Raw genomic sequence first — 20,408 nt, forward strand, 5'->3', positions numbered from 1 at the left:
CGCCACGCCGGGCCCGGTGCGTAACCGTTCCGCCACGTCCTTCCCGGCCCCATCACGGAGGTCCGCATTACACGGGCCTTCCGTCACAGGGGAGCGACAGCCCCTGTCCGTGTTCACGGAGCGTCGTTCTCAGGGCCCAAGGTCCGTGATCATCACCCGTCGCACCCGGCCGCCCGGCCGCGGTCGCCGGCGGGAGCTGGAGGTGCCGAATGTCCATGACCGACCGGACGCCGTGGTCGTACAAGGAGATCGCCGCACACATCGGGGTGCAGCCGGACACCGTGCGCTCCTACCGCAAGCACGGGCTGCTCCCGCCGCCCGACCTGCGCAAGGGCGGCCGTCCGTACTGGTACGCCGACACCATCCGCCACTGGGTCACCCAGCGCCCCGGCCACCGCGGGCGCCGAACCTGACCTCGTTCTCGGGGGACGGGGTGACACCCCGCGCCCCGGTGGCGCGGACGAGGTGCCCCCGGGCCGCTGCGTCCGGCCGTCCCGCGGTGGCCCCGGCCGGCGTGTCCGCCCGGCGCCGCACGGGGAGCCGCCGCCCGACCCAGCCCACCAGCACGGCCACGCCGGCCACCGCGCAGGAGACGGCGAAGCCCACGCCCACCGCGTGCAGCGGTTGTCCGACGGCCGCGCTCCCCAGGTAGCCGAGCCCCACCGAGTAGCCCGCCCACACCGACTCGGCGATCGCGGCGGCGGTGGCGAACCGGCGCACCGGGTGGCGGAGGACTCCGCAGGTGAGCGCCGCGACGATCCGCCCACTGGGCAGGAAGCGGACGGCGACGACGAAGGGCAGACCGTGGCGCCGCACCCCCCGCCACGCCCGGTCCAGGGCCACCCGGGACCGGGCGTGGCGCTCCAGGAGCCTGCGCAGGGGGCCGCCGAACCGCCGGGCGAGCAGGTACATCACCAGGTCGCCGGCGAGTGCGCTGCCCGCCACGACCACCAGCACCAGTACCAGCGGCAGCCGGCCCTGCGCGGCGAGCACCCCGGCCGTCACCAGCAGCGCCGAGTTGGGCACCAGCGGAGGCGCGGTCGTCACCGCGAGCAGCAGGTACAGCGGCAGCGGGTCCATGGCCACCTCTCGGGCGGGCTCCCGGCAGGGCGCGACCGACGGCGCGCCGGGCGCTGCGGCGTCCACCCCTCTCCAGCCTGCCGGGTCCCCCGGATGCCGGCAACGACACGAGCCTGCGGGGCCGCCGCCTCGTTGGGAGGGCGGGGCCGCGCGTCCCGCGCTTCCCGCCGGTGGGTCGCGGCGTGCGGCCGTCCGGCAACCGGAACCCGAGCGTCCCTCACCGAACGTATACCCCTAGGGGGTATAGACTGGAGGTCCGGCGGGCAGGAGTCCCCGAGCAACCACCCAAGGAGGCCCATCGTGAGCAGCACCCCCGGCGTCACCACCACCTACAAGGTCAACGGCATGACCTGCGGCCACTGCGAGGGCGCGGTCCGCTCCGAGATCTCCGAGCTGGCCGGCGTCGAATCGGTCGAGGCGTCCTCGGCCAGCGGACTGGTGACCGTCGTCTCCGCGGCGCCGCTGGACGAGGCGCAGGTGCGGGAGGCCGTCGACGAGGCCGGCTACGAGCTGGTCGGACAGGTCTGATCCGTCGTGTCCCCCACGCCCTCGGCATCCCACTCCGCAACCGCCCCGCCCGAGGCGGCGGCCGACCCCGGGGCCGTCCCGGCGGACGGCCCCACCGCGCGGGCGGAGCTGGAGATCGGCGGCATGACCTGCGCGTCGTGCGCCACCCGCGTGGAGAAGAAGCTCAACCGCATGCCGGGCGTCTCGGCCTCGGTCAACCTCGCCCTGGAGACGGCGAGCGTGACCCACGGGCCGGACGTGTCCGTCGCCGACCTCGTCGCCACCGTCGAGCGGACCGGCTACACCGCCCGCGAGGTGGTGGCCGCGGCACCGCCCGCCGGGTCCGCCGCCGCTCAGGCCGGCGGCAGGAGCGGCGCGCAGGCCGACGCGACCGAGGACGGGGGGCCCGGACCCGCGCCCTCCGACCCGGCGGCGGACCCGGCTGAGTCCAGGGCCGGGACGGAGGCGGCACAGAGCGCCCGTGCGGCGCGGCAGCGGCTGACCGTCTCGGCCGTCCTCTCGCTGCCCGTGGTGGTGCTGGCCATGGTGCCGGCGCTCCAGTTCGACAACTGGCAGTGGCTCTCGCTCACGCTGGCCGCGCCCGTCGTGGTCTGGGGCGCGCTGCCCTTCCACCGGGCCGCGTGGACCAACCTGCGGCACGGCGCCACCACGATGGACACCCTGGTCTCGCTGGGCACGCTGGCGGCCTTCGGCTGGTCGCTGTGGGCGCTCTTCCTGGGCGACGCCGGCATGCCGGGGATGCGGCACGGCTTCGACCTGACGGTCTCGCGCGGTGACGCCGGCTCCTCGATCTACCTGGAGGCCGCGGCGGGGGTGACCACACTCATCCTCCTCGGCCGCTACCTGGAGACGCGGTCGCGCCGCCGGGCCGGTGCGGCCTTGCGGGCCCTGATGCAGCTGGGCGCGAAGGACGTCGTGGTGCTGCGCGAGGACGGGGAGGTGCGGGTGCCGCTGGAGCGGCTCGCCGTCGGCGACCGGTTCGTGGTCCGCCCGGGTGAGAAGATCGCCACCGACGGCACCGTGCTGGAGGGCGTCTCGGCGGTGGACGCCTCGGCGCTGACCGGCGAGTCCGTCCCGGTCGACGTGGCACCGGGTGACACGGTCACCGGCGCCACCGTCAACACCTCCGGCCGGCTGGTCGTGGCGGCGACCCGGGTCGGCGCGGACACCCGACTCGCGCAGATGGCGCACCTGGTGCGGGAGGCGCAGAACGGCAAGGCCGCGGTGCAGCGGCTGGCCGACCGGGTCTCGGCCGTCTTCGTCCCGGTCGTGCTGCTGCTCTCCCTCGCCACCCTGGTGGGGTGGCTGCTGGAGACCGGCAGCGCCTCGGCGGCGTTCACCGCGGCCGTCGCCGTCCTGATCATCGCCTGCCCCTGCGCACTGGGGCTGGCCACGCCGACGGCCCTGATGGTCGGCACCGGGCGGGGCGCTCAGCTCGGCATCCTCATCAAGGGACCCGAGGTACTGGAGTCCACCCGCCGGGTCGACACCGTCGTCCTGGACAAGACGGGCACGGTGACCACCGGCCGGATGACGCTGGCCGAGGTGGCGCCCGAACCGGCGGAGTCGGAGGCGGAACTGCTGCGGCTGGCCGGGGCGCTGGAGCACGCCTCCGAGCACCCGGTGGGGCGGGCGATCGCCGACGGGGCGCGGGAGCGCCTGGGGAGCCTGCCCGCAGCCACCGACTTCGAGAACGTCCCCGGCCTGGGGGTGCGCGGTCGCGTCGGCGGCCACCTGCTGCTGGCCGGCCGGCAGGCGCTGCTGGCGCAGGCCGGTGTCACGGTGCCCGAGGGGTGCGCCGCGGCCGTCGAGGCGGCTCAGGCTTCGGGGCGGACGGCCGTGCTGGTGGCCTGGGACGGCCGCGCCCGAGGGGTGGTCGGGGTGGCCGACGCCGTGAAGGAGACCAGTGCCGAGGCGGTCGCACGGCTGCGCGGCCTGGGCCTGCGCCCGGTGCTGCTGACCGGCGACCACGAGGCGGTGGCGCACTCCGTGGCCCGGGCGGTGGGCATGGACCGGCCGGGGGACGAGGTCATCTCCGGTGTGCTGCCCTGGGAGAAGGCCGCGGTGGTGCGCAGGCTCCAGGAGGAGGGGCGGGGCGTGGCCATGGTGGGCGACGGGGTCAACGACGCGGCGGCGCTGGCCACCGCGGACCTCGGGATCGCCATGGGCACCGGCACGGACGCCGCGATCGAGGCCGGCGACCTGACCCTGGTCCGCGGCGACCTGCGGGCCGCGGCGGACGCCGTGCTGCTGGCCCGCCGCACCCTGGCCACCATCCGCTCCAACCTGTGCTGGGCCTTCGGCTACAACGTGGCGGCCATCCCGCTGGCGGCGGCCGGGCTCCTCAACCCGATGGTGGCGGGGGCGGCGATGGCCTTCTCCTCGGTCTTCGTGGTCGGCAACAGCCTGCGGCTGCGGCGGTTCCGGGGAGTGTCCGGCTGACGGGACCGGGGCCCGCACCGAGCGCGCCGCGGCGCCGGCAGGGGCAGCAGGGGTGTCACCCGCCGCCCCTGCCAGGCCCCGGCCGGCAGGGGCGGCGCCGGTCAGCGACGCATCCTCAGGACCGCCCCCCGCGCACCACCCGGACCTGAGCCACCTCCATCAGCCCGTCGAGTTCCACCTTGCCCACCCGCTGGTCGGCGCTGACCGTCAGGCCGGTGCGGCGCACGGTGTCCAGGAGGCGTTCGGCGAGCGGGAGGACCATGTGCCGGCCCCAGCAGCGCTCACTGGCGGGTCCGAAGGGCAGGTACCCGGGGTGGGTCTCCGGGTCGAGGGCGGCCCAGCGCTCGGGGAGGAAGCGGTCCGGTTCCTCGAAGAGGGCGGGGTCGCGGTGGCTGAGCAGCGGCAGGAGCAGCAGGTCGTCGCCCGGGCCGATCCGCTCGTCCACCGCGCAGAACTCCGGCGAGGCCACCCGCAGGATGTTCCAGGAGGGCGGCAGCAGCCGCAGCGCCTCGGCGATGAGGTGGCGGGCGGGGGTGGTGTCGTCGAAGGGGGCGCCGAGCCAGACGGCGCTGGTGACGAGCGCGGCGACGGTGAAGCACACCGGTGCCGCGACCCGGCGGTAGAGGTACATCGCGTACCGGCGGTCGGCGTAGGTGTCGGCGTCCAGGACGAGCCCCGCGAGCCGGGAGAGGGGGACCTGCGCGCCGGGCCGCGGCAGCAGTGCGGCACCGGAGGTCACCGCGGACCAGGTGAGCTTGGGGGTCAGTTCCAGCCGGCGGTCCACGAGCACTCGGAAGCGGCGGCGCTCCTCGCCGAAGACGAGGTCGCGGAGGTAGTCGTGCGGGACCTGCGGCCAGGTCCCGGTCAGGTCGAGCGCGTCCGGCACCGGGGTCTGCAGCGCCCTGCGGACGTCCGCGGAGACGGCCTGCATGTAGGTGGCGGCGTCGGTCCGGCTCACCCGGCGCTTGCGGACGGGCTTGAAGGTGGGACGCTCCTCGGCGGCTGCCGGACGGCTGCGCAGCACCGCGTCCATCAGCTCCGGGCCGGCGACGCCGACCGTGTCGGGCTCCAGCCGGAACAGGTCGGCCCCGCGGTGGCGGGCGAGCAGCGCCTCGATGCGCGGGGCGAACCGCAGGGTCCGGCCGCCGACGCCGGTGGCGGTCACTGGTTCGGACATGGCGTCCCTCCGTGGGCGAGCGGTGCGGAGGGCCGCGAGGGCCGTCCGCACCGCTCCCTGGTCAGCGGCCGGCAGCGCAACTCCCGGCCCGGTTCCGATCCGGGGTCGACCGTCCGGTCAGACCCAGCCGTACCAGGCGTAGGCCTTCAGGCTCTTCTCCGGGCGCATCCTCTTCACCATGCGAACGAACTTCATCGTGGCCTCCCTTGACGGGTTTTCCGAAGGTCTCCGGGCGGTGAGGTCACCGTCCGGAGGGTCGCGGAAGCAGTGAAGTCAGGTGCACATGTGTGGTCAAGTGACGGGAGTCACCGTAAAGGTTGACCAGCCGGGGTTTGGTGGACATGTCCATGTCCAATCCCTTGAGGGGGTGGCGGCCGGGCCCGCAGTCGCGGCGGTCGGAAGTGCGAGGCCGGGGCCGTGCCGGGGGCCTGCCGGGGCTCCGCGCCACCGGGACACCCGCCCCGCCGCCCAGGAGCGCCCGCGGCCCCCGGACGCGGAGCGGCCCCCGTTCCGGCGGCGCGGATTTTACGTCCGGCACCCTTCGGGGCCCGCCCCGCACGCCCCCGGCGCCCAACGCGCCGGACCACGCCACCCCGGGCACCCACCCACACCCCCACGCGAACTCCACAAGCGTCACACTGTCCCCACGTACCACACGGAAGGTCAACGAGAGTTTCAGACATGGGGTGTTGACCGCTTACGTACCCTTATAGACAGAGACGCAGATCACACTCTCCGCAACGTAACCATTGCGGGGGGTCGTGAGTCTTTAGAGACGAGTGCAGGCACCCGGCGGCGCCTGCACGCGAGAAGCCGGAAGGGTCTTGGGGGATCTTCACGGCTTAGCGCGTTTGGCCGGGGCGACGTGCCCGGGGAGCTTTGAGCGGCCCTCCCGCAGTGCGCGTCCCGGCAGAGCGCGGCGCGAGACTTCGGCCATGCGACACCGTGGCCGACCTGACGCCCGGCCGGGTCCCGTGGGGGGAATCCGATCGGGGCACAGGGAAGCGCCCCGCACTCCGGACCCGTGGGGGGATCTGGAGGCGGGGCGCTTTCTGCTTCTCCTGGACCACCGCGAGGTGGCCGCGTCCGCAGGGGCGGGGCTGCCGGCCCCTGCGGAGAGCGCCACGGCGACGGCGGGTGCGGACACCGCACGGGGGCCCGTGCGGGCACACCGCCGCCGCGGCGGGTGGGTGGGGCGCCTCAGCGCTCCTGGACCGGCACGAAGTCGCGCTCGACCACGCCGGTGTAGATCTGGCGCGGGCGGCCGATGCGGGAGCCCGGCTCCTTGATCATCTCGTGCCACTGGGCGATCCAACCCGGGAGCCGCCCGAGGGCGAACAGCACGGTGAACATCTCGGTCGGGAAGCCCATGGCCCGGTAGATCAGGCCGGTGTAGAAGTCCACGTTCGGGTAGAGCTTGCGCTCGACGAAGTAGTCGTCGGAGAGCGCGTGCTCCTCCAGCTTCAGGGCGATGTCCAGCAGCTCGTCGGACTTGCCCAGCGCCGAGAGGACGTCGTGCGCCGCCGCCTTGATGATCTTCGCCCGGGGGTCGAAGTTCTTGTAGACGCGGTGCCCGAAGCCCATGAGCTTCGCGCCGTCCTCCTTGTTCTTCACCTTGCGGATGAAGGAGTCCACGTCGCCGCCGGAGGCCTGGATGGACTCCAGCATCTCCAGCACCGCCTGGTTGGCGCCGCCGTGCAGCGGGCCCCACAGCGCGTTGATGCCGGCGGAGATGGACGCGAACAGGTTCGCCTGCGAGGAGCCCACCAGGCGCACCGTGGAGGTGGAGCAGTTCTGCTCGTGGTCGGCGTGCAGGATCAGCAGCTTGTCCAGCGCGCTGACCACGACCGGGTCCATCTCGTACTCGGCGGCCGGCACCGAGAAGGTCATGCGCAGGAAGTTCTCCACGTACCCGAGGTCGTTGCTCGGGTAGACCACCGGCTGGCCCACGGACTTCTTGTAGGCGTACGCCGCGATCGTGGGGAGCTTGGCCAGCAGCCGGATCGTCGAGAGGTGGCGCTGCTTCTCGTCGAACGGGTTGTGGCTGTCCTGGTAGAACGTCGACAGCGCGCTGACCACGGACGACAGCATCGCCATGGGGTGCGCGTCACGCGGGAAGCCGTCGTAGAACCGCTTGACGTCCTCGTGCAGCAGCGTGTGGGTGGTGATCTCCTGCTTGAACTCGGAGAGCTGGTCCACCGTGGGCAGCTCGCCGTTGATGAGCAGGTAGCCGGTCTCCAGGAAGGTGCTGTGCTCGGCCAGCTGCTCGATCGGGTAGCCGCGGTACCGGAGGATGCCGGCCTCGCCGTCCAGGTAGGTGACACCGGACTTGTAGGCCGCGGTGTTGCCGTAACCGGAGTCCAGGGTCACCAGACCGGTCTGGGCGCGCAGCTTCCCGATGTCGAAGCCGATGTCACCGACGGTGCTGTCGACCACCGGGTAGGTGTACTCGTCGTCCCCGTAACGGAGTACTACGCTCTCGTCGCGTTTCTCGCTCACGTCATCCCTCACCGACGTTGTGCCTCTTCTTCGAGGTGCCCTGACTGCCTATACCTTCCCCCATTTGGCGCTCGCTCGTGCACTCGGGGTCGGCCATAGGGCCTTATCGCGGCACTGAGTGCCGTCTACTGGCCCATCTTGCTCCCCTTCGCCCCGACAACGGAAGAGCCACCCCTCAGATCGCTTGACCGAGTCGGGCGTCCAGAGCAGTGCAGCGCCGCCCCGCCGAGACCGTCCGCACGGCCTGCGCCAGAGCCCGGCGGGACCCGACCAGCACGACCAGCCGCTTGGCGCGGGTGACGGCCGTGTAGAGCAGGTTGCGCTGGAGCATCGTCCAGGCACTGGTGGTGACGGGCACCACGACCGCCGGGTACTCGCTGCCCTGGGAGCGGTGGATGGTGACGGCGTAGGCGTGCGCCAGCTCGTCCAGCTCGTCGAAGTCGTAGGGCACCTCCTCGTCCTCGTCGGTCCGCACGGTCAGGGTCTGCTCAACGGTGTCGAGGGCGGTGACGACGCCCACCGTGCCGTTGAACACTCCGTTGGCCCCTTTGTCGTAGTTGTTCCTGATCTGGGTTACCTTGTCGCCCACCCGGAACACCCTGCCGCCGAAACGACGTTCCGGCAGGTCGGGACGGGCCGGGGTGACCGCCTGCTGGAGCAGTGCGTTCAGCGCGCCGGCGCCGGCCGGGCCGCGGTGCATGGGTGCCAGCACCTGGACGTCCCGGCGGGCGTCGAGGGAGAACTTCGCCGGGATGCGGCGGGCCACGACGTCCACGGTGAGGCGGGCGGTCTCCTCGGTGTCCTCCTGGGGGAAGAGGAAGAAGTCGGGGAGGCCGGAGGTCACCGGGGGGAGGCCGGCGTTGATGCGGTGGGCGTTGGTCACCACCCCCGACTGCTGGGCCTGGCGGAAGATACGGGTCAGGCGGACGGCGGGCACCGGACTGCCGGGGGCGAGCAGGTCGCCGAGGACCTCCCCCGCGCCGACGGACGGGAGCTGGTCGACATCGCCCACCAGCAGCAGGTGCGCGCCCGGCGGCACGGCCTTGACCAGCTTGTTCGCCAGCAGCAGGTCGAGCATGGACGCCTCGTCGACGACCACCAGGTCGGCCTCCAGCGGCCGGTCCCGGTCGTAGGCGGCGTCCCCGCCCGGTTTGAGCTCCAGGAGGCGGTGGACCGTCGAGGCCTCGGCGCCCGTCAGCTCCGCGAGCCGTTTGGCGGCCCGCCCGGTCGGCGCCGCGAGCACCACCTTCGCCCCCTTGGCCCGCGCCAGCTCCACCACCGAGCGGACGGTGAAGGACTTTCCGCAGCCGGGACCGCCGGTGAGCACGGCCACCTTCTCGGTGAGCGCGAGCCGGACCGCGGCCTCCTGCTCCGGGGCCAGCTCGGCCCCCGTACGCCGGGCGAGCCACTCCAGGGCCCGCTCCCAGACGACCTCGCGGAAGGCCGGGAGGCGCTCCTCCGGGGTGCGCAGCAGCCGCAGCACCTGGCCGGCCAGCGAGATCTCCGCACGGTGGAAGGGGACCAGGTAGACGGCGGTCACCGGCTCGTCCCCGTCGGGCCCGGGGACCTTCTCGCGCACCACGCCCTCCGGGTCCTGCGCGAGGTCGCCGAGGCAGTCGATGACCAGCCCGGTGTCGACCTGGAGGAGTTTGACCGCGTCGGCGATGAGACGGTCCTCCGGCAGGTAGCAGTGGCCCTGGTCGGCGGACTGCGACAGGGCGTACTGCAGGCCCGCCCGGACGCGGTCGGGGCTGTCGTGCGGGATGCCGACGGACTGGGCGATGCGGTCGGCGGTAAGGAAGCCGATGCCCCAGACGTCGGCGGCGAGGCGGTAGGGCTGGTTGCGGACCACGGAGATGGAGGCGTCGCCGTACTTCTTGTAGATGCGCACCGCGATGGAGGTGGACACGCCCACGCCCTGGAGGAAGACCATGACCTCCTTGATGGCCTTCTGCTCCTCCCAGGCCGCGGCGATGAGCCGGGTGCGCTTGGGTCCGAGCCCGGGTACCTCGATCAGGCGCTGCGGGTCGCCCTCGATGACGTCGAGGGTCTCCAGGCCGAAGTGCTCGGTGATGCGGTCGGCGATCCGGGGGCCGATGCCCTTGATGAGGCCGGAGCCGAGGTAGCGGCGGATGCCCTGGACGGTGGCGGGCAGGACGGTGGTGTAGTTCTCGACGGTGAACTGCCGGCCGTACTGGGGGTGGCTCCCCCAACGGCCCTCCATGCGCAGCGACTCGCCGGGCTGCGCGCCCAACAGCGCCCCGACGACGGTCAGGAGGTCACCGGCGCCCCGGCCGGTGTCCACGCGTGCGACGGTGTAGCCGTTCTCCTCGTTGGCGTAGGTGATCCGCTCCAGGACCCCTTCGACGACGGCCGTGCTTCCCATGGCCCGACCGTACCGGGGCCCACTGACGGCCTCGGACGCCGCCCGCGCCGGCGCTCCCGCCGCCCGGTGTGCGTGCTGCCCGGACCGGCGGTGGCCCGGACGCGTTTCGGGGGCCCGGTCGCAGACCGGGCCCCCGACCCCCCTCGCCTCACCCGTCCCCCCGGGAGCCCCCCAGCTCCCCTGGTCCCCCCTCGGGCCTCGGCATCCGGTAAGACTCCGCAACCCGCCGAACGGTTGCACCGCCGCCGCATTTTTCGGAGAGCGCTCCCACGACCCGCTTTCCCCGCTGCCCTCCCGGCCGCTGCCCCGGCAGCCCCGCGGGCCTCTCCCCTGCCCGTCCGACCGGCCGTCCGCGCCAGGGCCACCGGGCTCCGGCCGGGCCGCCCGACCGGGCTCAAAGGCGCCTCGCTGCGGCCCCCGGCGCACCGAGGTGCCGAGGGCGGGGGCCGCCCGTAGCGTGGACGCATGAGCGACGCTTCGTTGCAGAACGACGTACTGGCCGAGCTTGGGGAGGACCGGGTACGCGAGCTGGCCGAGGAACTGGGGACCGACGTTGCCACCGCCCGGGACGTCATCCGGACGACGGTTGCCTCACTGCCCGACGAGGCCACCGACCTCTCCCGGCCGCCGGAGCTCGACACCCGCACCACACCCGGGCCGCCGCCGGTCACCGGCGTGCTGCGCCAGATCACCCCGACGGTCTCCCGGACGGTGGCGTACCGCACCGGCCTGCCCGAAGGCCCCGTCCTGGACGCCCTGGAGCTGCTGCTGCCGGTGGTGCTCACGGTCGTGGCCCGGCGCTCCAGGGGCCTGGACGCCTCCGGGAGGAGCCAGGCCGGGACCGAGTGAGGCCGGTGCGCGGGCCGATCGGCCTGCCGCCGGGCTCCGGCCCGGGTCCTCGGGCGACCGGCCGGGGTCCTCGGGTGACCGGCCGGGTGCCGGCCATGGCGGGTGCCGGGCCGTGCGGCGGTTGTGCGCCACGGACGGTCAACGCGCCATAAAGTGCAGGCGTGTTCGAGGAAGAACTTGCCTCCGCTGCGGATCTCTTCCGTCCCGCGGCCGCCGATCGGGACCTGCCCTGCGAGGACGTGGCGGCGTTCATCCGCGCAGTCCGCCCCGCGGTCCGGCTGGTGGCGACGGACCAGCCGCCGGGGGTGGGCCGGATGGGCGGCCCACCGGCGCTACCGCACGATGCGCCGGACCCGGCCCTCCCCTTCGTCTTCTCCGTCGACTGCGGCCTGCTGCCTGCCGGCGCGACCGACCTCCCGCTGCCCGCCGACGGCCACCTGCTGTTCTTCGCCTGGGTCGACCGGGACGGCATCAGCGTGGGCACGACCTGCAACGGCGTGCGGTACGTCCCGGCCGGGACGCCCACCGCTCCCCGTCCCGGCACCGGGGCGTCCGCCCCCTCTCACTCGTACCGGAAGCGGTCGCTGGCCGTGACCGAGGTCGTACTCACCGCCGCTGACGGGTACGCCTTCGCCCGGGACCGGTGGGGCGAGGAGTGCGACCAGGAGCAGCAGTACCTCGCCCACCAGCTCGGGGAGACGTGGCAGCGGGCGACCGACCCGCAGCTCCTGGCCCTGCGCGGGGACATCCAGCTCGGCGGCACGGCGATCGGCATCGAGCTGGAGGAGGCACTGGAGGAAGAGGACGGCGAGGACTGGGGGTCCTGGCCACCTGGTCGTGCGCGGAGGAGGACCTCGACGGCATGGAGTCCGCCACCGTCGTCTGGGCGATCCGCCGCCGGGACCTGGCCGACCTGCGCTTCGACCGGGTCCACGTGCACCAGGAGCAGTGAGGGTCCGGCCTGTGGCCGTGCGGGTGGGGCCCGGGAGACCAGGCGGGGCGTGAAGCCGGCTGGCGGCGGCCGGAGACCGGACCCGGCTCCGACCGCCGCCGGCCTCCGCACCCTCGCACGGCCTCCCGCGGTGCCCGCCTGCGGCCCGGCCCACCGAGGCCGGCGCCCCGGCCCCGCCTCCCTCAGGCGGGCGCCGGGCCGAAGGCGTGGCGGCGGAAGCGGTCCAGCGTCTCGGCGAGGACCTCGTCCCCGTCGCGGTCCCACAGCGCGGGGTTGAAGATCTCCACCTCGATGCGGCCGGTGTGGCCGGCCTCCTCCACCCGTTCGCGGAACCAGCGCAGGTCCACCGCGCCGTCCCCGAGCTGGCCGCGTCCCAGGAGCACTCCCTCGGGCAACGGGGTGACCCAGTCGGCGAGTTGGAAGGCGGCGATCCGGCCGCCGGCGCCGGCCCGGGCGATCTGCGCGGCCACCGTGTCGTCCCACCACAGGTGGTAGGTGTCCACGACCACGCCGACCTGGTCGGCGGGGAAGCGCTCCGCGAGGTCCAGGGCCTGGGCGAGGGTGGAGACCACGCACCGGTCCGAGGCGAACATGGGGTGCAGCGGCTCCACCGCCAGCCGCACGCCCCGCTCGGCCGCGTAGGGGCCGAGTTCCGCCAGGGCCTCGGCGACCCGCTCCCGGGCCCCGGCCAGGTCCCGGCTGCCCGGCGGAAGCCCGCCGGAGACCAGGACGAGCGTGGGCGCCCCGAGGGTGGCGGCCTCCTCGATCGCGGCCCGGTTGTCCTCCAGCCGGGCCTTGCGTTCGTCGGGGTCGGAGGTGGTCAGGAAGCCGCCGCGGCACAGGCTGGTGACGGTCAGCCCGGCCTCGCGCACCAGTGCCGCCGCGGCGGCCACCCCGTACCCCTGCACCGGCTCACGCCACAGCCCCACCGCGCTCACGCCCGCCGCCGTGCAGCCCCGCACGAGCTGCGGCAGGCTCCACTGCTTGACGGTCTCCTGGTTGATGCTGAACCGGGCCGGTACCGGGTCCCCGGTCACGGTCTCCCGCAGGGCGGTCATGTGGTGGCTCCTTGTCGCCGGAGGGGGTACGGGCGCGTCGCCGGGCGGGCCTCGCCGCACCTCACGCCGCACCGCCGCGGCCGTACAGGGCGTGCAGCGTGCGCATGCGGGAGGCGGCGAGTTCCGGGTCCGGGAACAGGCCCACGGCGTCGGCGAGTTCGTAGGCGCGTTGCAGATGGGGCAGGGAACGCGCCGACTGCAGGCCGCCCACCATCGTGAAGTGGTCCTGGTGGCCGGCCAGCCAGGCCAGCAGGACCACGCCCGTCTTGTAGTAGCGGGTCGGGGCCTGGAAGAGGTGGCGGGCCAGCGGCACCGTCGGGTCCAGCAGCTCGCGGAAGCCGCCGGTGTCGCCGGTGTCCAGCCGGCGCACCGCCCGGGCGGCGATCGGGGCCAGCGGGTCGAAGACGCCCAGCAGGGCGTGGCTGAAGCCGGCTTCGTCCCCGGCGATCAGCTGGGGGTAGTGGAAGTCGTCACCGGTGTAGCACCGCACGCCGTCCGGCAGCCGGCGCCGCAGGGCGATCTCGCGGTCCGCGTCCAGGAGGGAGACCTTCACGCCGTCGACCTTGTCCGGATGGTCGGCGATGACGTGCAGGAAGGACTCGGTGGCCGCGTCGAGGTCCGCACTGCCCCAGTAGCCCGTCAGGGCGGGGTCGAACATGGGGCCCAGCCAGTGCAGGATCACCGGCTCGCGGGCCTGGCGCAGCAGCCGGCCGTAGACCTCGGCGTAGTCCTCCGGCCCCCGTGCCGCCGCGGCGAGTTGGCGGGAGGCCATCAGGATGGCCTGTGCGCCGCAGTCCTCGACCGCGGCGAGCTGCTCCTCGTAGGCAGCACGCACCTCGTCCAGCGAGTGGGCCGGGCCGGTGAGCTGGTCGGTGCCGGCGCCGCAGGCGAGGGCTCCGCCGACCGCCCGGGCCTCCTTGGCCGAGCGGCGGACGAGTTCGGCGGCGGTGGCGTGGTCCAGCCCCATGCCGCGCTGGGCGGTGTCCATGGCCTCGGCGACGCCCAGGCCGTGGGACCACAGGTGGTGGCGGAAGGCGAGGGTGGCGTCCCAGTCGAGGGCGGCGGGGCCGTCCGGGGTGGTGTCGGCCAGCGGGTCGGCGACCACGTGTGCGGCCGAGAAGACGGTGCGGGAGAGCAGCGGGCCGGTCTCAGCCTCGGGCGCGCCGTTCCCGGTCATCGGGCCAGCTCCGGCACCTCGATGCGGCGGCCCTCGGCCGAGGAGCGCAGGCCGAGTTCGGCCAGCTGCACGCCGCGGGCGCCGGCCGCCAGGTCCCAGCGCCACGGCTCGTCCCGCACGACGTGGCGCAGGAAGAGTTCCCACTGCGCCTTGAAGCCGTTGTCGAACTCGCCGTTGTCGGGGACCTCCTGCCACTGGTCGCGGAACGGCTCGGTGGCGGGGATGTCGGGGTTCCACACCGGCTTGGGCGTGGCGGAGCGGTGCTGTACGCGGCACCGCCGCAGCCCGGCGACGGCCGAGCCCTCGGTGCCGTCGACCTGGAACTCCACCAGCTCGTCGCGGTTGACCCGCACCGCCCAGGAGGAGTTGATCTGGGCGACGATGCCGCCGGCCAGCTCGAAGATGCCGTAGGCGGCGTCGTCGGCGGTGGCCTCGTAGGGCTTGCCCGCCTCGTCCCAGCGGCGCGGGAGGTGGGTGGTCACGTGCGCCTGGACGCTGCGGACCGGCCCGAACAGCTCGTGCAGCACGTACTCCCAGTGCGGGAACATGTCCACGGCGATGCCGCCGCCGTCCTCGGCGCGGTAGTTCCAGGAGGGGCGCTGCGCCTCCTGCCAGTCACCCTCGAAGACCCAGTAGCCGAACTCGCCGCGCACCGAGAGGATGCGGCCGAAGAAGCCGCCCTCCACCAGGCGGCGCAGCTTCAGCAGGCCGGGGAGGAACAGCTTGTCCTGGACCACGCCGTGCTTGACGCCCGCCGCGTCGGCCAGCCGGGCCAGTTCCAGCGCCCCGGCGAGGGCGGTGGCGGTCGGCTTCTCGCAGTACAGGTGCTTGCCTGCGGCAATCGCTTTCTTGACGGAGTCCTCGCGCGCCGCGGTCACCTGCGCGTCGAAGTAGATCTCCACGTCCTCGTCGGCGAGCACCGCGTCGAGGTCGGTCGACCAGGCGGTCAGGCCGTGGCGTTCGGCCAGGGCGCGCAGCCGGTGCTCACTGCGGCCGACGAGCACCGGTTCGGGCCACAGGACGGTGCCGTCCCCGAGATCGAGCCCCCCTTGCTCGCGCAACGCGAGGATGGAGCGGACCAGGTGCTGGCGGTATCCCATGCGTCCGGTCACGCCGTTCATGGCGATCTTCACGGTCCTACGTGTCACTGCCGACCCTCCCGGGTTGCGGTGCCTCCCCGGCGCTCCCCGTGGCCACCGGGCCGCGCCGTCCGCCGGGGCCCTGGGCCGTCCATGACGGAGAAAGCGCTTTCTGTCCTGGGAGAAGCTAGCCTCTTCGCAGGACACCCGACAAGGGGACCGACAGGTACGGGGTGCAGAGACGTGACGCGAGGGATACGGGAGGCCGGCACGGTGCGAGGAGGACGGCGGGGAGCGGACACCCGGCGGGCGGCCGGTCGCGAGCGGCGGGGCACGGGCCCGGCAGCGGGACGGCGGCATGCGGCAGGGCGGTCCACGGCGGCCGGCGGCGCGCCGGCCCGGGCGGGCCTCGACGTGGCGGTGGCGGGTGAGTCGCGGTGGCGGTGACCCTTGCGGACGTGGCGGCGCGGGCCCGGGTCTCGGCCGCGACCGTCTCGCGCGTGCTGAACGGCAACTACCCGGTGGCGCAGTCGACGCGCAGCCGGGTGCTGCGCGCCGTGGAGGAGCTGGAGTACGTCGTCAACGGCCCGGCCAGCGCCCTGGCCGCCGCCAGTTCCGACCTCGTCGGCATCCTCGTCAACGACATCGCCGACCCGTTCTTCGGCATCATCGCCGGCGCCGTCCAGGCCGAGATGGTGGACGGTGCCGGGGAGGACCGCACACAGGGCACGCCCGGGCACGGCCAGAAGCTGGCGGTGGTCTGCAACACCGGGGGCTCCTCCGAGCGGGAGCTGACGTACCTGACGCTGCTCCAGCGGCAGCGCGCGGGGGCCGTGGTGCTGGTGGGCGGTTCGGCGGAGGAGACCGAGACGTACGGAACCGGGGCCCCCGGGTCCGAGACGTACGGGCCCGCGGCGGTCGGAACCGGAGCGTCCGGAGCCGGGGCCTCCGGGTCCGGCCCGGCGGCGGCGGACGGGTCCGGTGGGCGCCGGGCAGCCGTGGGGCCCGGCGGCGGTGACGACAGCCGCGCCGCGCGCCCGCCCGCCCCCGGTTCGCCGGCGGCGGCCGTGGTGGCACGGCTGTCGCGGCTGGCCGCCACCGGCACCCGGGTCGTGCTCTGCGGCCGGCCCCCGCTGCCCGTGACGGGCGGGGCGGACGGCGCCGCCGCGCCGGACCCCGCCACCACCCCGGCCACTTTGGCCTTCGACAACCACGGCGGGGCGCGCCGGCTCACCGAGCACCTGCTGAGCATCGGCCACCGCCGCATCGGCTATGTCACCGGACCGCCCGGCCGCAGCACGACCCGGCACCGGCTGATGGGCCACCTGGACGCCCTGGCCGCGCACGGGGTCCCCCACGACCCGTCGGCGGTGGCCCACGGCGCCTACGACCGGGCCGGCGGCTACGACGCGGCCTGCGAGCTGATGCGCCGTGCGCCGGGCCTCACGGCCATCGTGGCGGCCAACGACGCCGCCGCGCTGGGTGTGTCCGCCGCTCTCCGCGACGCGGGGCTGCGCATACCGCAGGACGTGTCGGTGGCGGGCTTCGACGACCTGCCGTTCTGCGCCGACACCGTGCCGGCCCTCACCACCGTGCGCCTCCCCCTCCAGGAGGCGGGGGCGCGGGCCGGCCGGCTGGCTCTGGGACGTGAGCGGCCACCGCACGGCAACGTCACCACGCTCCGCGCCGACCTGATGGTGCGCCAGTCGACGGCTGCCCCCGGGCGGGGCGTGCCGGGCTGACGGCCGGGCGGCAGGCGGCCGGGCCCCGGCCGTCCGGGCTGCCGCGTCCCGGCTGCGCTGCCCCGACTGTCACGTCCCCGCCCTCCGGCGGCGCCGGCCGGCCTCGCGTGCGCACCGGGCGGCCGGGGCGGTGACGTGCGTCCACCGCGGCGAGCGGCCCGGCCCGTCCCCGGTGGCCGTCGGTACTTGTCCGCGGCGGCCATCTCTGTTCCTCTGGCACGTATGCGACTTGCCTTCTCGACTCTCGGCGTTCCCGGTCTTCCCGTCGACGACGTGCTGCGGCTCGCCGGGGACAGCGGCTTCCACGGGGTGGAGCTCCGCGCCCACCCGGAGGAGCCGGTGCACCCCGGCATCACGGGGGACGAACGCGCCTCGGTCCGCCGCCGGTTCGCCGCCGCCGGGGTGGAGGTGCTGGCGGTGGCCGGTTACGCCAAGGTGGCCGCCGCCCTCCCGGAGGCCGCGCCGCGGGACGCCGGCCCCGGAGCCACGGGCCCGGCCTCGGAGGAGGAACTGGCGGCGGACCTGACCGAACTGGTCGTCCTCGCCGCCGACCTCGGCGCCCCCTACGTCCGGGTCTTCCCCGGCGGCGGCGACCGGCCGGCCGCCGAGGCGGACGCGGACGCCGCCCGCCGGCTCGGGGCGCTCGCCCCCTTCGCCGCCGAGCACGGCGTGACCGTTCTCCTGGAGACGCACGACTCGCACCGCACCGGCTACGACGCGGCCCGGGTCCTGGGCCCGGTCGGGCACCCGAACGCCGGGGTGCTCTGGGACGTCATGCACACCTGGCTGGGCGGCGAGGACCCGGCGACCAGCTGTGCGACGCTCCTTCCCCACCTGGGGTACGTCCAGGTCAAGGACATCGCCTCGGAGAAGGACACCACCCCGCTGCCCCTGGGGGCGGGCGTGCTGCCGCTGGCCGAGTGCGTCGAGGAGCTCACCCGCGCCGAGTGGGACGGCTGGCTGTGCTGGGAGTACGAGAAGCGCTGGTACCCGCACGCCGCCGAACTGCCCGAACTGCTCCCGGCCGGACGGGAGCATGTGATGCGGCTGCTGACGGAGTCCTCCTGAGGCAGCGGGGGCGGGGCGGCGGGGCACTGCCGCCGTCTTCTCAGGTGTCCGTCGGCATGAGCGTTGGTGTTCACCGGTTCACCGTCAGCGGACGGACCCGGCCCCTCGCCCCCGCTCGTCGAGCGGACGGACACCGGGGCACGGCCGCGGGCCGGTCCCCTTCCCCGCCGGTTCCCGCCGCCGGCAGCCCGCCCCTCCGCCCCCTCCTCCCCCGTCACGGCCCCGCTCCGCCCGCCCGTTCGCCCCGCCGGGCGGGCGGCGGACGGGCTCCCGCCATTGACTGACAATAACTTTCTGGCTATGCCTGTCCCGTTGACGGTTTCCTTCAGCCTCCCCGGTGCGCTCGCGTTCCGGGCCGACGCGCGTTTCACGCATGTCCCCCACCCCGCACCGGTCCGTCCGGCCCCCGGCTGCCCGGCGGTCCCGGTGCGCCACGACCCGCCCGGCCAGGTGCCGGGAGAGCCCGTAAGGAGCGCCCTGTCATGCCCTCCAGACGCAGTCTGCTGGCCGCCACCGCCACCGCCGTCGCGGCGGCCGCCGTCTCCGGACCCGGCGCCGGCCTGGCGCAGGCGGCCACCGGTACCGGTACGCCCACCGCGGCGGGGCACGGCCGCCCCGGCCGCGTGGACCTGCACCGCCTGATCTCCCGGATGAACCTGGAGGAGAAGGTCGGTCAGCTCTTCACCATGCGGGTCTACGGCGCCTCGGCGACCGCACCCGACGCCGCGGACGTGGCCGCGAACCGTTCCGAGATCGGGGTCGACAACGCCGCCGAACTCATCGCCAAGTACCACGTCGGCGGCATCATCTACTTCGCGTGGGCCCACAACACCCAGAACCCGCACCAGATCGCCGAACTGTCCAACGGCATCCAGAAGGCCGCCGCCGCGCAGCGCGTGCCGATCGGGATGCTGGTCGCCACCGACCAGGAGCACGGCGCGGTGGCCCGGGTCGGCGCGCCCGCCACGCTGTTCCCCGGCGCCATGGCACTGGGTGCCGGCGGTTCCCGCGCCGACGTCACCGAGGTCGGCCGGATCTCCGGCGCGGAACTGGCGGCCATGGGGATCAACCAGGACTACTCCACCGACGCGGACGTCAACGTCAACCCGGCCAACCCCGTCATCGGGGTGCGCTCCTTCGGCGCCGACCCGCAGGCCGTGGCCCGGCTGGTGGCCGCCGAGGTCAGCGGATACCAGCGGACGGGCGTGGTGGCGACTGCCAAGCACTTCCCCGGCCACGGCGACACCGCGACCGACAGCCACGTCGGACTCCCGGTGATCACCCACTCGGCCGAGGAGTGGGAGAAGCTGGACGCACCGCCGTTCCGGGCGGCCGTCGCCGCGGACATCGACTCGATCATGACGGCGCACATCGTCGTCCCGGCGCTCGACCCCAGCGGCGACCCGGCGACCCTCTCCCACCCGATCGTCACCGGCATCCTGCGGGAGCGGTTCGGCTACCGGGGTGTCATCGTCACCGACTCCCTGGGCATGCAGGGCGTCCGCGAGAAGTACGGCGACGACCGCGTCCCCGTCCTCGCCCTCAAGGCCGGCGTGGACCAGCTGCTGAACCCGCCGAACCTGGACGTCGCCTACCAGGCGGTGCTCGCGGCGGTGCGCGGCGGCGAACTGACCGAGGCGCAGATCGACGAGAAGCTGCTGCGCATCCTGGCGATGAAGGAACGCCGCGGCCTGCTCACCGACCCCTGGACCACGGGTTCCGCCGTCGACCGCGTCGTCGGCACCCGCCCCCACCTGGCCGCCGCCGACCGCATCGCGGACCGCACCACGACGCTGCTGGTCAACGAGGACAGGCTGCTGCCGCTGTCCCGGCGCAGCCACCGCCGCGTGCTGGTGGTCGGCCCGGACGTCGCGCAGCCCTCGCTGAGCGGCGGCCCGACCACCGCCGTCCTCGCCGGCGCCCTGGCCGAACTGGGCTTCCGCACCACCCGCCTGGCCACCGGTACCGCTCCCACCGAGGCCCAGCGGACCGAGGCAGTCGCCGCCGCCGGCTCCCACGACGCGGTGCTCGTCGCCACCTACAACGTGGACGCCGCCGGCAGCCAGCGCGACCTGGTGCAGGCCCTGCTGGGCACCGGACGGCCGGTGGTCCACCTCGCCGTGCGCAACCCCTACGACATCGCACAGCTCCCGGGCGTGAAGGCCTCCCTGGCCTCCTACGGCTGGACGGACGTGGAGGTGCGGGCCGCCGCCCGGGTCATCGCCGGGGTACGCCGGCCGCAGGGCAGGCTGCCGGTCGCCGTCAACCGGGCGGACGACCCGGCGGCGACGCTGTTCCCCGTCGGGCACGGCCTGCGGTACTGACCGCCGGGGCGGCCGGGCCCGCGGGCGCCGGCCGCCCCGCCGCGGCC

15 protein-coding genes are annotated in these 20,408 nt (G+C 74.5%); 7 read left to right on the forward strand and 8 right to left on the reverse strand.

The features are described 5' to 3' along the window. Window positions 1-215 precede the first annotated feature (215 nt). Window positions 216-413 carry a MerR family DNA-binding transcriptional regulator gene (locus ACFV3R_RS03710; protein ID WP_385574837.1) on the forward strand — a complete coding sequence of 66 codons (198 nt, stop codon included), beginning with the start codon at window positions 216-218 and terminating at the stop codon, window positions 411-413. On the opposite strand, the gene ACFV3R_RS03715 is transcribed toward ACFV3R_RS03710, so the two are convergent. After that, on the reverse strand, window positions 376-1,146 hold the full coding sequence (locus tag ACFV3R_RS03715; protein WP_385574840.1) for a DedA family protein: 771 nt from the start codon (window positions 1,144-1,146) through the stop codon (window positions 376-378). The two genes, ACFV3R_RS03710 and ACFV3R_RS03715, sit on opposite strands and share 38 nt — an antisense overlap. Before the next feature lie 231 nt (window positions 1,147-1,377). Here ACFV3R_RS03715 and ACFV3R_RS03720 point away from each other — a divergent pair, with 231 nt between their 5' ends. Then, window positions 1,378-1,608, forward strand: a complete 231-nt coding sequence (locus ACFV3R_RS03720) for a heavy-metal-associated domain-containing protein (protein ID WP_385575483.1) — start codon at window positions 1,378-1,380, stop codon at window positions 1,606-1,608. A 123-nt stretch (window positions 1,609-1,731) separates the two neighbouring features. Beyond that, a complete protein-coding gene (locus ACFV3R_RS03725; protein WP_385575486.1) occupies window positions 1,732-4,050 on the forward strand; it encodes a heavy metal translocating P-type ATPase in 2,319 nt (772 codons plus the stop codon). Window positions 4,051-4,165: 115 nt separating this feature from the next. Here ACFV3R_RS03725 and ACFV3R_RS03730 read toward each other — a convergent pair whose 3' ends face one another. The 4 genes from ACFV3R_RS03730 to ACFV3R_RS03745 all read right to left on the reverse strand — a co-directional run bounded on the left by ACFV3R_RS03730 (window position 4,166) and on the right by ACFV3R_RS03745 (window position 10,112). Beyond that, entirely contained in the window at window positions 4,166-5,227 is a 1,062-nt protein-coding gene (locus ACFV3R_RS03730) for a cytochrome P450 (protein WP_385574842.1), read from the reverse strand. Window positions 5,228-5,344: 117 nt separating this feature from the next. Beyond that, window positions 5,345-5,422 carry a tryptorubin family RiPP precursor gene (locus tag ACFV3R_RS03735; protein WP_385575489.1) on the reverse strand — a complete coding sequence of 26 codons (78 nt, stop codon included), beginning with the start codon at window positions 5,420-5,422 and terminating at the stop codon, window positions 5,345-5,347. A gap of 1,005 nt (window positions 5,423-6,427) precedes the next feature. Beyond that, window positions 6,428-7,738, reverse strand: a complete 1,311-nt coding sequence (locus ACFV3R_RS03740; RefSeq protein ID WP_385574846.1) for a citrate synthase — start codon at window positions 7,736-7,738, stop codon at window positions 6,428-6,430. A 163-nt stretch (window positions 7,739-7,901) separates the two neighbouring features. Further along, window positions 7,902-10,112: an ATP-dependent RecD-like DNA helicase gene (locus tag ACFV3R_RS03745; RefSeq protein ID WP_385574850.1), complete on the reverse strand. Its 2,211-nt coding sequence runs from the start codon at window positions 10,110-10,112 to the stop codon at window positions 7,902-7,904. Between the two features lie 465 nt (window positions 10,113-10,577). Between ACFV3R_RS03745 and ACFV3R_RS03750 the strand changes: the two genes are divergently transcribed. After that, window positions 10,578-10,961 (forward strand): hypothetical protein, encoded by a 384-nt coding sequence (locus tag ACFV3R_RS03750; RefSeq protein WP_385574853.1) that lies wholly within the window; start codon window positions 10,578-10,580, stop codon window positions 10,959-10,961. A 1,134-nt stretch (window positions 10,962-12,095) separates the two neighbouring features. Here the strand turns inward: ACFV3R_RS03750 and ACFV3R_RS03755 are convergent. The 3 genes from ACFV3R_RS03755 to ACFV3R_RS03765 form a co-directional block, all read right to left on the reverse strand. Continuing rightward, a complete protein-coding gene (locus ACFV3R_RS03755; protein WP_385574856.1) occupies window positions 12,096-12,971 on the reverse strand; it encodes a sugar phosphate isomerase/epimerase family protein in 876 nt (291 codons plus the stop codon). A 61-nt stretch (window positions 12,972-13,032) separates the two neighbouring features. Continuing rightward, window positions 13,033-14,148 carry a dihydrodipicolinate synthase family protein gene (locus tag ACFV3R_RS03760; protein ID WP_385574859.1) on the reverse strand — a complete coding sequence of 372 codons (1,116 nt, stop codon included), beginning with the start codon at window positions 14,146-14,148 and terminating at the stop codon, window positions 13,033-13,035. After that, entirely contained in the window at window positions 14,145-15,296 is a 1,152-nt protein-coding gene (locus ACFV3R_RS03765; protein ID WP_385574861.1) for a Gfo/Idh/MocA family protein, read from the reverse strand. Before ACFV3R_RS03765 ends, ACFV3R_RS03760 begins: the two co-directional genes overlap by 4 nt. Window positions 15,297-15,664: 368 nt before the next feature. Here ACFV3R_RS03765 and ACFV3R_RS03770 point away from each other — a divergent pair, with 368 nt between their 5' ends. The 3 genes from ACFV3R_RS03770 (at window position 15,665) to ACFV3R_RS03780 (ending at window position 20,361) form a co-directional block, all read left to right on the forward strand. Further along, window positions 15,665-16,969, forward strand: a complete 1,305-nt coding sequence (locus tag ACFV3R_RS03770) for a LacI family DNA-binding transcriptional regulator (protein ID WP_385574866.1) — start codon at window positions 15,665-15,667, stop codon at window positions 16,967-16,969. Between the two features lie 222 nt (window positions 16,970-17,191). Continuing rightward, window positions 17,192-18,037, forward strand: a complete 846-nt coding sequence (locus ACFV3R_RS03775; protein ID WP_385574870.1) for a sugar phosphate isomerase/epimerase family protein — start codon at window positions 17,192-17,194, stop codon at window positions 18,035-18,037. A gap of 482 nt (window positions 18,038-18,519) precedes the next feature. Then, a complete protein-coding gene (locus tag ACFV3R_RS03780) occupies window positions 18,520-20,361 on the forward strand; it encodes a glycoside hydrolase family 3 protein (protein ID WP_385574873.1) in 1,842 nt (613 codons plus the stop codon). Window positions 20,362-20,408 lie beyond the last annotated feature (47 nt).

It is taken from the genome of Streptomyces sp. NPDC059740, assembly GCF_042733155.1.
Classification (GTDB): Bacteria; Actinomycetota; Actinomycetes; order Streptomycetales; family Streptomycetaceae; genus Streptomyces.

Excerpts from the sequence above, each read along its gene's own strand:
- ACFV3R_RS03710 (WP_385574837.1), top strand. The coding sequence starts at position 216 with ATGACCGACCGGACGCCGTGGTCGTACAAGGAGATCGCCGCACACATC.
- ACFV3R_RS03725 (WP_385575486.1), top strand. The coding sequence starts at position 1,732 with ATGACCTGCGCGTCGTGCGCCACCCGCGTGGAGAAGAAGCTCAACCGC.
- ACFV3R_RS03730 (WP_385574842.1), bottom strand. The coding sequence starts at position 5,227 with ATGTCCGAACCAGTGACCGCCACCGGCGTCGGCGGCCGGACCCTGCGG.
- ACFV3R_RS03735 (WP_385575489.1), bottom strand. The coding sequence starts at position 5,422 with ATGAAGTTCGTTCGCATGGTGAAGAGGATGCGCCCGGAGAAGAGCCTG.
- ACFV3R_RS03745 (WP_385574850.1), bottom strand. The coding sequence starts at position 10,112 with ATGGGAAGCACGGCCGTCGTCGAAGGGGTCCTGGAGCGGATCACCTAC.
- ACFV3R_RS03750 (WP_385574853.1), top strand. The coding sequence starts at position 10,578 with ATGAGCGACGCTTCGTTGCAGAACGACGTACTGGCCGAGCTTGGGGAG.
- ACFV3R_RS03755 (WP_385574856.1), bottom strand. The coding sequence starts at position 12,971 with ATGACCGCCCTGCGGGAGACCGTGACCGGGGACCCGGTACCGGCCCGG.
- ACFV3R_RS03760 (WP_385574859.1), bottom strand. The coding sequence starts at position 14,148 with ATGACCGGGAACGGCGCGCCCGAGGCTGAGACCGGCCCGCTGCTCTCC.
- ACFV3R_RS03775 (WP_385574870.1), top strand. The coding sequence starts at position 17,192 with ATGCGACTTGCCTTCTCGACTCTCGGCGTTCCCGGTCTTCCCGTCGAC.
- ACFV3R_RS03780 (WP_385574873.1), top strand. The coding sequence starts at position 18,520 with ATGCCCTCCAGACGCAGTCTGCTGGCCGCCACCGCCACCGCCGTCGCG.